Annotated in this window: 14 protein-coding genes and 1 riboswitch; of the genes, 5 read left to right on the top strand and 9 right to left on the bottom strand. The window is 71.7% G+C overall.

Annotation, left to right across the window (positions count from 1 at the left end; translation table 11 throughout):
- Positions 1-518 precede the first annotated feature (518 nt).
- Positions 519-1,427: a C40 family peptidase gene (locus tag AC1QRC_RS17605; protein WP_484204535.1), complete on the bottom strand. Its 909-nt coding sequence runs from the start codon at positions 1,425-1,427 to the stop codon at positions 519-521.
- Positions 1,427-1,579, bottom strand: a riboswitch (cyclic di-AMP (ydaO/yuaA leader). It overlaps the preceding gene by 1 nt.
- A 257-nt stretch (positions 1,580-1,836) precedes the next feature.
- Positions 1,837-2,544 carry an iron-dependent transcriptional repressor DtxR gene (locus tag AC1QRC_RS17610; protein WP_484204536.1) on the bottom strand — a complete coding sequence of 236 codons (708 nt, stop codon included), beginning with the start codon at positions 2,542-2,544 and terminating at the stop codon, positions 1,837-1,839.
- 150 nt (positions 2,545-2,694) lie between these two features.
- Here AC1QRC_RS17610 and AC1QRC_RS17615 point away from each other — a divergent pair, with 150 nt between their 5' ends.
- Both AC1QRC_RS17615 and AC1QRC_RS17620 read left to right on the top strand, forming a co-directional pair.
- Positions 2,695-3,348, top strand: coding sequence for a DUF3105 domain-containing protein (locus AC1QRC_RS17615; RefSeq protein WP_484204537.1), 654 nt, complete (start codon positions 2,695-2,697; stop codon positions 3,346-3,348).
- A gap of 1 nt (position 3,349) precedes the next feature.
- A complete protein-coding gene (locus AC1QRC_RS17620; protein ID WP_484204538.1) occupies positions 3,350-4,198 on the top strand; it encodes a DUF305 domain-containing protein in 849 nt (282 codons plus the stop codon).
- 298 nt (positions 4,199-4,496) lie between these two features.
- Here the strand turns inward: AC1QRC_RS17620 and pdxH are convergent, their stop codons facing one another.
- Positions 4,497-5,174 carry a pyridoxamine 5'-phosphate oxidase gene (pdxH, locus tag AC1QRC_RS17625; protein WP_484204539.1) on the bottom strand — a complete coding sequence of 226 codons (678 nt, stop codon included), beginning with the start codon at positions 5,172-5,174 and terminating at the stop codon, positions 4,497-4,499.
- A 62-nt stretch (positions 5,175-5,236) separates the two neighbouring features.
- On the opposite strand from pdxH, the gene AC1QRC_RS17630 reads away from it, so the two are divergent.
- A complete protein-coding gene (locus AC1QRC_RS17630; RefSeq protein WP_484204540.1) occupies positions 5,237-5,752 on the top strand; it encodes a hypothetical protein in 516 nt (171 codons plus the stop codon).
- Here the strand turns inward: AC1QRC_RS17630 and AC1QRC_RS17635 are convergent.
- From AC1QRC_RS17635 to AC1QRC_RS17650, 4 genes are all read right to left on the bottom strand, one after another.
- Positions 5,734-7,536 carry a gamma-glutamyltransferase family protein gene (locus AC1QRC_RS17635; protein WP_484204541.1) on the bottom strand — a complete coding sequence of 601 codons (1,803 nt, stop codon included), beginning with the start codon at positions 7,534-7,536 and terminating at the stop codon, positions 5,734-5,736. The two genes, AC1QRC_RS17630 and AC1QRC_RS17635, sit on opposite strands and share 19 nt — an antisense overlap.
- An 88-nt stretch (positions 7,537-7,624) precedes the next feature.
- Entirely contained in the window at positions 7,625-8,899 is a 1,275-nt protein-coding gene (locus AC1QRC_RS17640; RefSeq protein WP_484206681.1) for an MFS transporter, read from the bottom strand.
- 102 nt (positions 8,900-9,001) lie between these two features.
- Positions 9,002-9,346, bottom strand: a complete 345-nt coding sequence (locus AC1QRC_RS17645; protein ID WP_484204542.1) for a MarR family winged helix-turn-helix transcriptional regulator — start codon at positions 9,344-9,346, stop codon at positions 9,002-9,004.
- 147 nt (positions 9,347-9,493) lie between these two features.
- Positions 9,494-10,957 carry an NCS2 family permease gene (locus AC1QRC_RS17650; protein ID WP_484204543.1) on the bottom strand — a complete coding sequence of 488 codons (1,464 nt, stop codon included), beginning with the start codon at positions 10,955-10,957 and terminating at the stop codon, positions 9,494-9,496.
- Between the two features lie 35 nt (positions 10,958-10,992).
- Here AC1QRC_RS17650 and AC1QRC_RS17655 point away from each other — a divergent pair, with 35 nt between their 5' ends.
- Positions 10,993-11,220, top strand: coding sequence for a DUF2530 domain-containing protein (locus tag AC1QRC_RS17655; protein WP_484204544.1), 228 nt, complete (start codon positions 10,993-10,995; stop codon positions 11,218-11,220).
- Positions 11,221-11,223: 3 nt separating this feature from the next.
- On the opposite strand, the gene AC1QRC_RS17660 is transcribed toward AC1QRC_RS17655, so the two are convergent.
- A complete protein-coding gene (locus AC1QRC_RS17660; protein WP_484204545.1) occupies positions 11,224-11,976 on the bottom strand; it encodes a DUF3027 domain-containing protein in 753 nt (250 codons plus the stop codon).
- The gene (locus AC1QRC_RS17665) at positions 11,976-12,377 is read right to left on the bottom strand and encodes a cold-shock protein (RefSeq protein WP_484204546.1); all 402 of its coding nucleotides are present in this window, start codon (positions 12,375-12,377) and stop codon (positions 11,976-11,978) included. Before AC1QRC_RS17665 ends, AC1QRC_RS17660 begins: the two co-directional genes overlap by 1 nt.
- Before the next feature lie 152 nt (positions 12,378-12,529).
- On the opposite strand from AC1QRC_RS17665, the gene AC1QRC_RS17670 reads away from it, so the two are divergent.
- Entirely contained in the window at positions 12,530-13,345 is an 816-nt protein-coding gene (locus AC1QRC_RS17670) for a maleylpyruvate isomerase N-terminal domain-containing protein (protein ID WP_484204547.1), read from the top strand.
- The last annotated feature ends 7 nt before the right edge of the window (positions 13,346-13,352 follow it).

Raw genomic sequence — 13,352 nt, forward strand, 5'->3', positions numbered from 1 at the left:
AAACGAAAGGGGCCCATAGGCCCCTCCGATTGACACACGAGATCGGCCCGCCCGCGCCAGCAGCCCCTGCCCCCTGGACGCGCACCCCGACCACGGCGACAGCGGACCTCGCCAGCGATGTCCTCACCACGAGGTCCCCCCTACCAGCGATGTCCTTGAAACGAGGACGCCCGCCGCCAGGGTCGCCCACGAGCGATGTCCCCGAAACGAGGACACGCCTCGCCCAGGATCCCCAGCGACCGGTCGACCACTCCGCCCACGGCACGCCCCACCACCCCTTGCAGCTCGCGTGGAAACGAAAGGGGCCTATAGGCCCCTCCGATTGACACACGAGATCGGCCCGCCCGCGGCAGCACCCACTAGTGGCCCCGGGCGCCCACCCCGACCATGCAAGAGCCGCCCACCGGTGGTGTCCTCGAAATGAGGACACCACCGGAGCGCCGGGGCGGGGGCAGACGCACGAAGGGCCCCTCCGTGACGGAGGAGCCCTTCGTGGTGAAGCGAATGCTGTGTGGTGCTCAGCCCACGCGGCCGTAGCCGCTGACGCCGGAGAACACCGAGCGGTAGGTCACGCCCACCCGCGGGTTGCCAGCGTCGTAGACCATGCCGTTGCCGGCGTAGATGCCGACGTGGTACGCCGGGTAGCCCCAGAACACCAGGTCGCCGGGCTGCGGGTTGCTGACCGGGGTGGCAGCAGCCTGCTGGGCGGCGGCGGTGCGCGGAAGGTTGATGCCGACCTGCGCGAACACGTAGGAGGTGTAGCCGGAGCAGTCGAAGCCGGTGGCCGGGCTGCTGCCGCCGATGACGTAGCGGTAGCCGACGTACTGGGCGGCGACGCCCAGGACGCCACCGGTGGCCGGCGGCGGGGTGGACTCGACCGGGGCCTCGGGCTCGGGCTCCGGAGCGGCCGGGGCCTCCTCGCGGACCTCGTCGCGGCTGCCGCTGGTGCTCTCGCGCTCCTGCGTGCTGGCCTGGGTGGTCTCGGCGGGGGCCTCCTCGACGGGGGCCTCGGCGGGAGCCGTCTCCTCGACGACCTCCTCCTCGACGACCGGCTCGGGCTCCGGCGGCGTGACGCCCACGAAGCCGAGGGTGCCGAAGGCGGCGGTCTCGGCGTCCTTGTCGGCCTTCTTGGCGACGACCGGCTTGTCGGCGGGGGCGGTGACGGACGGCAGGCTCACGGCCAGGACGTCGACAGCACCCTCCTCGACAGGGGTGGCGGACACGTTGCCGGCCGCGACGTTGCCGGCGATGGCCGCAACGTCCTCGAAGTGGGTTCCGGGCGACGCGGTGGCCGGGACGACAGCCGCGGCCAGCAGGCCACCGGACGTCGCGGCAATGGCAGTCGCCTTCGCGGAACGGGTCAGGTTGGTGCTGGCTACAGTCAGCCGGCTGGGCGCGCGGTGGCGCCCGGAAGTACGTTGCGACACGTTTACCTCTCCAGAGCCTGCGGGGTGAGCTGTCGGGCTCGGGCTGGAGTGTGCCCGGACCGCCCGGTGAAGCACCTGAGCGGCCTTCGCCCCAAGGAGTCGAAACTCCGAGTGGTGGTTCCCCCGCTCCTGTCAAGCGGTTTGTCGTGAATATCCCGGACACGCTGACAGGACTCGGCTGCGTAGCGGGAGCCCCACCAGGGGGGAGGGGCACCATCGAGAGTACACAGCCCCTGAGCCCAAGTCACGTTTCGGTAAACGACCTGGGGACACTTTGCCAACCGTAGAGAAACGCACCCTCTCTGACCTGCGGAAACGCGACCATCCACAGCGAGGGTCCAGCAATTTTGTGAGGGACTTCACAGCAACCGAGGGAACTCTCCGGAGCGTCGTAGGTGGTTCGGGACGGTCAGTCCGCAGTGCCGAAGATGTGCGCGGCCACGTCGTCGGGCAGGGACACGGCGTCGCCCTCGGCAAGGTCCGTGGCGCGGACGATCACCCGGTCACCGTCGCGCTGGAACTGCACCGTCCGACCCGGCAGCACCCCGGCGTCGGACAGCAAGTCGAGCACCTCGGGGTCGACCTGCGCGGGCTCCCCGATCCGGGTGACACGCACCTGCTGCTGATCGGCGGTGGCGAGCCCCTGGAGGTGGGTGTCCGGCGCGCCGTCGGCGGCGCTGCGGGGCGGGGCGGATGTGCCGCCCAGTTCCTCCAGGCCGGGGATGGGATTGCCGTATGGCGACTCCTCCCGGGTGGCGATGAGGCCCAGGATGCGGCGTTCGACCCGCTCGCTCATCACGTGCTCCCAGCGGCACGCCTCGTCGTGCACGTAGGAGTAGTCGAGCCCGATGACATCCACGAGCAGCCGCTCGGCGAGGCGGTGCTTGCGCATCACCCGGGTCGCGGTCAACCGCCCCTTCTCGGTGAACTGCAGGTGGCGGTCGTCGTCGAGCGTGAGCAGGCCGTCGCGCTCCATCCGGGCCACGGTCTGGGAGACGGTGGGACCAGAGTGGCCCAGTCGCTCGGCGATCCGTGCCCGCATGGGGACGACGCCGTCCTCCTCGAGTTCGAACACCGCCTTCAGGTACATCTCGGTGGTGTCGATCAGATCCGTCATGGTGTCCGTCCTCCGGCCGCTGCTGGTCAACCACGATTCTAGGGAGCATCTGCTCCTCGGCGCAGCCGCAGGGTGCGGATACGGCATTCCCGGACTGACGACATACCATGAGCACGATCCGCCCACCCCATGTACAGGAGCCAGCGCCCTATGCCTCGCCAGTCCAAGAAGGCTGCCGCCAACGACCGCGCCGCACGGGTGGCCCAGCTGCAGAAGGAGGCCCAGGCCAGTCAGCGGCGCCGGACCTCGGGCATCTGGGTCGCCATGGGCGTCGTCCTGGCCCTCATCGTGGGTCTGGTCGGCTGGGCCGTCTACTCCGAGATCAAGAACCGTCCCGACCTCAGCGCGACAGTGGTCTATGACGACCCGGAGGACCCCAACGACAACCTGGATGCCACCCACGTGGGCACCGAGGTGGAGTACGAGCAGACCCCGCCGGTGGGCGGGAACCACCACGGCACCTGGCTCAACTGCGGCATCTACGAGGAGCCGGTGCCCAACGAGCACGCCGTGCACTCCCTGGAGCACGGTGCCGTCTGGATCACCTACCAGCCGGACCTCCCCCAGGAACAGGTCGACCAGTTGCGGGAGATCGCCGACCAGGACTACCTCCTCCTGTCCCCCTACGAGGGCATCGACAGCCCGATCTACGTCTCCGCGTGGGGCCTGCAGCTGGCCGTCGACAGTGCCGACGACCGACGGATCGAGGCGTTCATCAGTGAGTGGAAGCAGGGCCCGCAGACGCCCGAGCCGGGCGCGGCCTGCACCATGGGCACCGACATCGATCTGATCCCGCGGGGCTGACGTGACGGACGGCACCGGGGTCCCCGGCCCCGGCCAGCGCGGCCGGTGGCAGCGTTTCGGCGCGCCCGTCCTGGCCGCCGCCTCGGTGATCGGCCTGGTGCTGGGCGCCCTGGTGGGGTGGATCGCGTTCTCCCCGCACGATCCGGGCAGCGACAGCGTCGAGGCCGGCTTCGCCCGTGACATGAGCGAGCACCACCTGCAGGCGGTGGAGATGTCGCTGCTCGTCCTCGGCAGGTCCGAGAGCGGCAATGTCGACACCCTGGCCTACGACATCGCCTCGACGCAGGCCAACCAGATCGGGCAGATGGAGGGCTGGCTGCGCACGTGGGGTCTGCCGACCGCCCGATCCCAAGGACGGATGGCATGGATGGAGGAGCACGACGCGCACGGCTCGCACTCCTCGGGCGGGACCTCCTCCGGTAGTGGCGGGGCATCCTCCAGTGACCCGGTCATGCCCGGGATGGCGACGACGGCGGAGATGCAGCAGTTGCGCGAGGCCGACGGGGAGGACGCGGAGGTCCTGTTCCTGCAGTTGATGATCACCCACCACGTCGCCGGGGTGGAGATGGCCCAGGCCGCCGTCGACCTCGCCGACGAGCCGGAGGTGCTCCGGATCGCCCGGGCGATGGTCAACGCGCAGGAGAGCGAGATCCGGCTCATGGTCGACCTGCTCCACGAGCGGGACGCCGCGCCTCGGGAGGACCTGGCCGACCTGCTGGGCGGGGCCGCGACCGACGAAGGCGGCGACGGCGACGGGGCCACGAGCACCGCCGACCCCGGGAGCGAGGACCCCGGGAGCGACGACTCCGGTAGCGAGGACTCGGATGAGGACTCCGAGCACGACCACTGACGCCCCACCACCGGCCCCCACCCGCCCACGGCCCGACGGATCGTGGAAAACCTCTGGACCACCCCCGCACCTCGGCCTACTGTGGGCTGCACACGAGAAGGGAGGTGGTCCGAGAGTGAATTCTTCAAGGACGCGTGAGGTGATCGAGCGCTGAGGCGTTCGCCGAGGCGAATACACCTCGGTCACCGGAGCCCGTGAGGAGCGCGACACCGTCCATCGCGCTATCGGACACGCCCCCCGCCCCGTGGTGGGTCGGCCCCGGCCTCACGGGCTCACCCATGCCCGGGGCCAAGGCCCCTCAGGGCTGCAGCCGCGACAGCCGCCAGCTCGCCGAGTCGGCGAGGTCGCCCTCCCCCACCCGCGCGAATACCAGCCGGTCGTGCAACCGGTTGACCCGTCCGCCCCAGAACTCCACGCGGTCCGGCACGATGCGCAGGCCGCCCCACTCCGGCGGGACCGGCACGTCGGTCGTCTCACCGCGGTCGGGGTACCTCTCGGCATACTCCTGGAAGGCCGTCTCCAGCTCCTCGCGCGAGCCCACCGGGCGGGACTGGGCCGACGCCCACGCGCTCACCCGGGCACCCCAGGGACGCTGCTGGAAGTATGCCGTGACCTCCTCCTGCGGGACCCGCTCGGCCACCCCGCGGAACCGGATCGCGCGGAACATCGAGGGCCAGGTCAGCGAGGCCGCCACGGCCGGGTTGTCGGCGAGGTGGCGACCCTTGGTCGAGCCCAGGTTGGTGACGAATCCCGGCCCGCGGGCGTCGAGGAAGCGCATCAGCACCGTGCGCACGTCCGGCGCCCCGTCGGCGTCCACCGTGGCGACCGACAGCGCGGCCGGCTCGGGGACGTCCCCGAGGTCCTGCTGGCGCTGCACCGCAGCATCCACCCAGGCCCGCACCTGGTCGTAGGGATTTGCGGCGAGGTCGGCCTCGGACAGGCCGTCCCCCTGGTAGTCGATGCGATCGCCCGTCATGCCCCCAGTATCGACCTCGCCTATCGTGGAGGGCTCAGAGGGATCGACGCAGGAGGATGCGCATGGCAGGCAAGGCCAAGGCGGTCGGGACCGCGCTGAAGTACGCGCCCATCGTGTACGCCGCGGCCCAGAAGTACGGACCGGCGGTGTGGGAGCAGGTGAAGAACCAGCGCGAACCGGCCGAGAAGTACGTGCAGGCCAAGGTGGCCAAGGGCAACCAGCGCAAGAAGGCGCTGGCCCACGCGGGCACCCTGGTGGACGGATCGGTGCTGCAGGTGTTCCACGACAGCACGGCGCACTGGGTGGTCTTCTCCGGTGACGACCCGGTCGGGGTGCACCCGCCCGCCGCGGCGTCCTACGAGGAGCTGCTGGACCGGGCCGACCTGTCCAAGAAGATCCGCCCCGGCCAGGCGCACCGGGGCGCCTCGTTCGTCCGGCCGCGCTCCGGTGGTCGTCCGACGCCACCCCCGCAGGCACCCGGACCGACCCCCGCCGACGGCGACTCCGGCGACGACCGCCCGGTCCGCGCCGTGACCGAGCTGCCGACCCACCGGGACGGTCAGCGACCGACCGCGTAGCCCTGCATCCCGCGGGGGTTGGCTCCCGCGGCGAGCAGCCCCGTGGCGGGGTCGCGGGTGACCGCGCACATCCGACCCAGGCTCCACGGGCCCGAGACCCGGACGTCGTGGCCCCGGTCGGCCAGGTCGGACAGCACGTCCGGGCCGAGCCGCTCCTCGGCCACGACCACCCCGGGCTCGCTGCGCCGCGGCACGAACGAGCCGGGGAAGCTCGTGGTGTGGAACATCGGGGCGTCGATCGCCTCCTGCAGGCTGGCACCGCCGGCCAGGTGCCGCAGCAGGAACAGCGCCTGCCACTGGTCCTGCTGGTCCCCGCCGGGTGAGCCGCACGCCAGCACCGGCAGCCCGTCGCGCAGCACCAGGGTGGGCGTGAGCGTGGTGCGCGGGCGTCGCCCGGGGACCAGCGAGGACGCCAGGCCTTGCTCCAGCCAGGTCATCTGGAGGCGGCTGCCCAGCGCGAACCCGAGCTCGGGGATGGTCGGGGAGGACTGCAACCAGCCGCCGCTGGGGGTCGCCGAGATCATGTTGCCCCAGCGGTCCACGACGTCGATGTGGCAGGTGTCGCCCCGGGTGTCACCGTCGGGTTGCACCGTCGGCTCCCCCGTCGTCGGGTCGGCGTCGGGTGGGGTGTCGCCGTCGGGTCGCCGCAAGGCCTGCTCAGCCACCCGCGGCTCCCGTCCGCCGGGGCTGCCGGGTCGTAGCTCCAGGTCAGCGTCCGGCCCGACGAGGGCGGCGCGACCAGCCAGGTAGCCCGGCTCGAGCAGGTCGGCCACCGGGGCCGCCGCGTCGGTGTCGCCGAGCCAGGCCTCCCGGTCGGCCATCGCCAGCTTCCAAGACTCCACCACCGCGTGCGCCCCCGCGGCCGTGTCGGGGCTCAGCGCGTCGGCGTCGGCCTCGGCGAGCCGGTCCAGCAGGCCGAGCACCTGCAGCAGGGCGGGGCCCTGACCCCACCCGCCGGTCTTGGCCACCGTGTGCCCCTGCCACTGCGCGGTGACCGGCTCCTCCCACGTGGCCTCGTATGCCGTGAGGTCGCCTCCGGTGAGCACGCCCGGCAGGACGTGGCCCCCGGAGTGCCGGAACGGTCGCCGCGCGAACCGGTCGATCGCCTCCGCGACGAAGCCGCGGGACCACGCGGCCCGCGCCCCGTCGACCCGGGCCTCCCGGGATCCGCCGGCCGACTCTCCCTCGGCGACCAGCCGGTCCAGCGTGTCGGCCCACGCGGTGTTGCGGAACAGCTCACCCCCGGCGGGCGGACTCCCTCCGGGCAGCCACAGCTGCGCCGACGTCGTCCAGTCCTCCTCGAACAACGACTGCACCGTGGCGACGGTGGCGGCGGCCCGGGCCAGGAACGGGTGGCCGTGCCGGGCGTAGTGCACCGCCGGGGCGAGCACCTCGGCCAGCGGCAGCGTGCCGTGGTCGCGCAGCAGGAGCAGCCAGGCGTCGACGGCGCCGGGCACGGCGGTCGCCAGGGGCCCGGCCCCGGGCACCGTGTCCAGCCCCTGTGCGGCGAAGTGCTCGGGGGTGGCACCGGCCGGGGCCGGTCCCTGCCCGCAGAGCACCCGGGGCGACGGGTCGCTCGCGGTGGCGATGATGGCGGGCAGGTCACCGCCCGGCCCGTTGAGGTGCGGCTCGACCACCTGGAGCACGAATCCGCCGGCGACGGCGGCGTCGAAGGCGTTGCCGCCCAGCTCCAGCATCCGCATGGCGCTCTGCGAGGCCAGCCAGTGCGTGCTGGACACCATGCCGAAGGTGCCGGTCAACGTCGGGCGGGTGGTGAACGACATACGGCTCAGATCACGCTGGCGGCGAGCGCCACGACGAGCATCAGCACGAGCGCAAACACCACGATCTGCCGGCGGGTCCGGGCGTTCATCAGGACACCTTCTCCGGCATCGGCTCGACCGGCCCGCGTTCCAGGCTGAGCCAGCGGCGGGCGTCCCGCTGGATCCGGATGTGGATGTTCTCGGTGCGCATGACGTAGATGGTCGCAGCAAGCACGGCCGAGCCGCAGATGAACCCCGCCATCAGCATCGTCCACCGGGCCCCGAACTGGTCCCCGACCCAGCCGATGATCGGCGAGCCGAGCGGGGTGCCACCCATGAAGACCGCCAGGTAGAGCGCCATCACCCGACCGCGAACGGCCGGGTCGACCGAGAGCTGGACCATCGAGTTGGCGGTGACCATCACGGTGAGGGCGCACAGCCCCGTGGGGATGAGCATCAGGGTGAAGAAGGTGAAGTTGGGCGCCGCACCGAGCAGCAGGGCACACAGCGAGAAGCCGCCCATGGCGCCCAGCAGGTACCGCAGCCGCGGGCGCTCCCGCCGCGCGGCCAGGAGCGCGCCGCCGAGAGACCCGATCGCCATGACCGAGCCCACGACGCCGTACTCCTGCACCCCCTTGTCGAAGACCTCGGTCGACATCAACGCGTTGGTGAGCTGGAAGTTCATCCCGAACGTCCCGTGCACGAAGATCAGCCCCATGATCAGCATGATGTCGGGGCGGTGCCGCACGTAGGCCACGCCCTCGCGGATCCGGCCCTTGCCCTTGCTGCGGGGTGCCGGGGTGAGCCGGGCCGGGTCCATCGCCACCAGGGCACCGATGACGGCCAGGAAGGTGGCGGCGTTGATCAGGAAGGTGGGCCCGGTGCCGAACCAGGCGATGAGCAGGCCGGCGACCGCCGGGCCGAGCAGGCGGCCGCCGTGGAACGAGGCGCTGTTGAGTCCCACCGCGTTGGTGAGCTGCTCCGGCGGCACCATCTCCGAGACGAAGGCCTGGCGGGCGGGGGCGTCCAGTGCGGCGGCGCTGCCCTGGAGCAGGGCCAGCAGGTACATGTGCCACAGCTCCATGACCCCGCTGAGCACGAGCACGCCCATCAGGACCGCGGTGAGCGCCATGACCGACTGGGTCACCATCATCACCCTGCGCTTGGCGAACCGGTCGCTGACCGCACCTGCCACCGGGGCCAGCAGCAGCATCGGCAGGAACTGCAGCCCGGTCACGATCCCCAACGCCTGGGCGGACCCGTCGGTGAGCTCGGTCAGGACGACCCAGTCCTGGGCGACCCGGCCCATCCAGGTGCCGGTGTTGGAGACGATCCCGCCCATCGCGTAGACCCGGTAGTTGCGGACCCGCAGCGAGGAGAACATGGCGCTCACTGGGCCACCACCCGGGACAGGATCTCGGTCGCCCGGGCGAGGACGTCCCGCTCCTGCTCCCCCAGTTGCTCCAGCCGCTCGGCCATCCACGCGTCACGCTTGGCCCGCTCGGCCACCACGGTCGCCTGGCCCTCCTCGGTGAGCGAGAGGTGCGATGACCCTGCCGTCGTCGGGCGACTCGCTGCGGGCGACCAGTCCCTGGTCCACCAGGGCCGTCACGGTGCGGCTCATGCTGGGGGCGCTGACCCGCTCCGCGGCGGCCAGGTCCCCCACGGTGCTGGTGTCCTGCGACAGCCGGACGAGCACGCTGAACTGGTGCGGCGCGATGCTGCTGGAGGTCTCGAACCGCACCCGACGCGAGACGCGCATGCAGGCGATGCGCAGGTCATGGGCGAGGTGGGTCACCTCGAGGTCGGGGGCGGGGACGTCGGCAGGCACGCAGGCAGCTCCAGGCAGGTCGGGCAGGGTGTGGCAACTACTTACTCTAACTCATTACCTGTGCTAACCATTCCCTCCCCCATTTTCATAGCGGGATTGTCGGGCGATCCCGCTTTTTCGTAGCGACTTTGTCGCGGGCGGAGGAGCTCAGACCCCCAGGACGTCTCGCACCGGGTCGAGCGCGAAGTAGATGACGAACAGCGCGGCGATGATCCACATCAGCGGGTGCAGCGCGCCACCCTTGCCCCGGCAGACCTTCAGCAGGACGTAGGTGATGAAGCCGGCGCCGATCCCCGCGGTGATCGAGTAGGTGAACGGCATCAGCACGATGGTCAGGAATGCCGGGAAGGCGATCTCCATGTCGCGCCACTCGATCCCGGCGACCTGCTGCATCATCAGGAACCCGACGATCACCAGCGCCGGCGTGGCGGCCTCGTAGGGCACCACCTGCACCAGCGGGGTCAGGAACGTCGCGAGCAGGAACAGCACGCCCGTGGTGACCGCGGCCAACCCGGTCCGCGCCCCCTCCGCGACACCCGCCGTGGACTCGATGTATGCCGTGTTGCTGCTGACGCTGCTCGAGCCACCGGCCACGGCGGCCATGGAGTCGATGACCAGGATCCGGCGGGTGTTGGGCGGGTTGCCCTTCTCGTCGAGCAGCCCGGCCTCGCTGCCGACCGCGACCATGGTGCCCATCGTGTCGAAGAAGTCGGCCAGCATCAGGGTGAAGACGAGCAGGACGACCGAGACGATGCCGATCGCCTCGATCGAGCCGAGCAGGTTGAACTGCCCCAGCAACTGGAAGTCGGGGGTGCTCACCACCTGCTCCGGCAGCGCCGGGGTGGTCAGTCCCCACCCGGTGGGGTTCTCCTCGGTGCGCCCACCGATCCCGACGGTGGCCTCGACGATGATCGCCAGCACGGTGGCGCCGACGATGCCGTAGAGGATCGAGCCCTGGACCTTGAGCAGGTACATCACGGCGATCGAGAGCAAACCGGCCAGGAAGATCAGGGTCGGCCACCCGGTCAGGAAGCCGTCGATGCCCAACTCCACGGGGGTGGCCCCGCTGGCGGGGGCCCGGACGATGCCGGAGTCGAAGAGCCCGATCAGGGCGATGAACAGCCCGATCCCGACGCTGATCGCGATCTTCAGGTCCTTGGGGATGGCGTTGAAGACCGCCTCGCGGAACCCGGTGAGGACCAGCACGAGGATGACGATGCCCTCCAGCACCACCAGCCCCATCGCGTCGGCCCAGGTCATGTCGGGCAGCGTGGCGATGGAGAACGCGACGACCGCGTTGAGCCCCAGGCCGGCGGCCATGGCCAGCGGGAAGTTGGCGATGGTGCCCATCAGGATGCACATCACGCCGGCCACCAGGGCGGTGGCGGCCGCGATGGCGCCGAAGTTGCCCCCGGCGAGCTGGTTGCCGGTCCCGTCCGGGACGCCGCCGAGGATCAGCGGGTTGAGGACCACGATGTAGGCCATCGTGAAGAAGGTGACCAGCCCACCGCGCAGCTCGCGGCCAACGGTCGAACCTCGCTCCGAGATCCGGAAGTACCGGTCCAGGGGCGACGTGGGGGTCGGGGCCGCGGCTGTGGATTTGCTCGTCATGGCGCATAGGTTAGGGCCATGCGGGTGATCAGCGCATGAGCAACTCCGAGGTGGAGCCCAAACCGGTCACGGTGCGGACCCTCACCATCGTGCGGATCGGCCTCGTCCTGTGGGCGGTGGCCCTGCTCGTCGTGCTCGCCGTTCCTGCGCTGCGCGAGGGCGGGCGCGACTGGTGGGTGTGGGTGCCGGTCAGCGGCCTGGCGCTCGGCCTGATCGGCCACATCTACCTCGCGCGGGGGCGGGGCAACGCCTCCGAGGCCTGAGCCTCAGTCGGTGCTGATCACCAGGTCGTCGTCGTCCAGCACGGGCGCCTCGACCTTCTCCGGCTCCGGCCGCTGGATGTCGACCTCGCTGTGCGCCCCGCAGCCGTGGTCCAGGCTGACCACGGCGCCGTCGTCGGGGGACCACTCGTTGGCACACACCCCGAACACCTGCCGCAGCGCACCGGCCATCGGCAGGAAGTAGCCACAGCTGCGGCACACCTCGGTGGCCTGGCGGGCCACGTCGGCACCGGGTCCGCGGTCCCCGTCGTACCAGCGCTGCGCCGCGGCGTCGCGCCCCTCCGCCGACAGCACCCGGGTCCGGCCCAGCCCGAGCTCGAAGAACGCCATCTGGTCGACGTCCTCCTCGCCGGTGGCCTCGAACCCTGCCTCCAGGTGGGGGTCCTCGTCGACGTAGGGGGTGACGTCCCCGGCGCCGACATCCCCGGGGGCCAGCCTCTCAGCATACGGGACCCAGTCCGGCGACAGGAGAGCACCCTCGCCGGGCACCAGGTTGGTCTCGCAGACGGTCGCCTTGCGGGCGCGCGGCGGGCGGGCCACGGTGATCGCCCACCGCCACCCCGGGTATGCCGTGGCTGTGCACGCGAAGTAGTGGGTCGCCAGGCGTTCCCCGTCCATCTGCGCCCCGAGGTGCTCACCGACCGTGCCGGGCTCGGCGATGGAGTCGGCGGCGTCGCGGGCCAGGGTCACCGCCCCGACGAGGACGGCGTCCGGCTTGGTGGCCACGGCCGCGGCCATCAGGCGCCGGCCTCGAACTGGTCGGCGACCGCGCGCAGGCTCTTGGCGAGGGCGTCGGCCAACCGACCGTCGGGGTAGTGCCCCCGGCGCAGGCTGTTCGAGGCGTCGTCCAGCACCTTGATGAGGTCCTCGACGACGACGGCCATCTCGTCGGCGGGCTTGCGGTCACGGCGGGCCATCGTCCGGGAGACCGAGGGTGCGGGCTCGAGCAGCCGCACGTGCAGCGCCTGGTCCCCACGGCGGCCCTGGGCGACGTCGAACTCGACCCGCGCCCCCCGCTTGAGGGTGGTCTCACCCTCGGGGAGCGCGCTGGAGTGGACGTAGACGTCGGCGCCCTCGTCGCTGGAGAGGAAGCCGAAGCCCTTCTCGTCGTTGTAGAACCTGACCTTGCCCGTGGGCACTGTGCACCTCTTGTGAGTTGTCGCGTGATGGTGGTGGGGACGGCCTCGCTGGGTCCGGGCGACCGTCGGGACACCAGGTTAACGTCTCGGGCCCCGGTTGGCCGCTTCGGTGGGCGGTGCGCGAGCAGGCCGACAGGCACTACGGTGCGGTGATGGACCACCTGGGCGTCATCAGGACAGAGTCGGCGCGCTTCGGCAACCTCCTCCCCCGCGTGCTCCCATCCGGGTCGGTGCCGAGTTGCCCGGACTGGTCGGGCGCCGACCTGATCCACCACCTGGCGCAGGTGCAGGACTTCTGGGCCCAGGTCGTGGCGGGCGCCGACGGCGACAGCGCCGAGGAGCTGGCCAGGCCCGCGGACGACGCGGACCTGCCGGCCCTGTTCGACGCCGCGAGCGCCCGGCTGCTGGGCGCCCTGGACGGGGTCGACCCGGCCGCGGCGGCGTGGTCCTGGCACCCTCGCGGCGGGACGGTCGCGTGGATCCTGCGCCGGATGGCACACGAGGCGCTGGTCCACCGCGTCGATGCGGAGCTGGCGGCCGGAGAGCTCGTGACGGAGGCCGCCCCCGATGTCGCGGCCGACGGGGTGGACGAGGCGCTGTCGGTGATGCTCGACGTCCCGTCGTGGGGCACGATCACCCTGGACGGCACCTCGGTGCAGCTGGTCGCGGAGCACTCCCCGGACGGCGAGGGCGCGGACGGGACATCCCGTATGCCGGGGGCCTGGACCGTGGACCTCGGCGGCTTCTCCGGGGCCGACCCCGAGACGGGCCAGCTGTGGGAGTTCCCGGTGGCCGTCCTGGTCCGGGACCGGCGGCACCGGCCGGACGCCGTGCGCGTCGCCGCCCCCGCGTGGGACCTGAACCGCTGGCTGTGGGGCCGGGCCGACCTCGACCTCGCTGGGCAGCCCGAGGCGACCGTCGCCGCGGCCACCCGCGTCCGCGAGGTGCTGGCCGAGCAGACCCAGTAGTCACGCC

The organism is Ornithinicoccus sp., assembly GCF_057176825.1.

Excerpts from the sequence above, each read along its gene's own strand:
- AC1QRC_RS17610 (WP_484204536.1), bottom strand. The coding sequence starts at position 2,544 with ATGACGGATCTGATCGACACCACCGAGATGTACCTGAAGGCGGTGTTC.
- AC1QRC_RS17615 (WP_484204537.1), top strand. The coding sequence starts at position 2,695 with ATGCCTCGCCAGTCCAAGAAGGCTGCCGCCAACGACCGCGCCGCACGG.
- pdxH (WP_484204539.1), bottom strand. The coding sequence starts at position 5,174 with ATGACGGGCGATCGCATCGACTACCAGGGGGACGGCCTGTCCGAGGCC.
- AC1QRC_RS17630 (WP_484204540.1), top strand. The coding sequence starts at position 5,237 with ATGGCAGGCAAGGCCAAGGCGGTCGGGACCGCGCTGAAGTACGCGCCC.
- AC1QRC_RS17635 (WP_484204541.1), bottom strand. The coding sequence starts at position 7,536 with ATGTCGTTCACCACCCGCCCGACGTTGACCGGCACCTTCGGCATGGTG.
- AC1QRC_RS17640 (WP_484206681.1), bottom strand. The coding sequence starts at position 8,899 with ATGTTCTCCTCGCTGCGGGTCCGCAACTACCGGGTCTACGCGATGGGC.
- AC1QRC_RS17650 (WP_484204543.1), bottom strand. The coding sequence starts at position 10,957 with ATGACGAGCAAATCCACAGCCGCGGCCCCGACCCCCACGTCGCCCCTG.
- AC1QRC_RS17655 (WP_484204544.1), top strand. The coding sequence starts at position 10,993 with ATGAGCAACTCCGAGGTGGAGCCCAAACCGGTCACGGTGCGGACCCTC.
- AC1QRC_RS17660 (WP_484204545.1), bottom strand. The coding sequence starts at position 11,976 with ATGGCCGCGGCCGTGGCCACCAAGCCGGACGCCGTCCTCGTCGGGGCG.
- AC1QRC_RS17670 (WP_484204547.1), top strand. The coding sequence starts at position 12,530 with ATGGACCACCTGGGCGTCATCAGGACAGAGTCGGCGCGCTTCGGCAAC.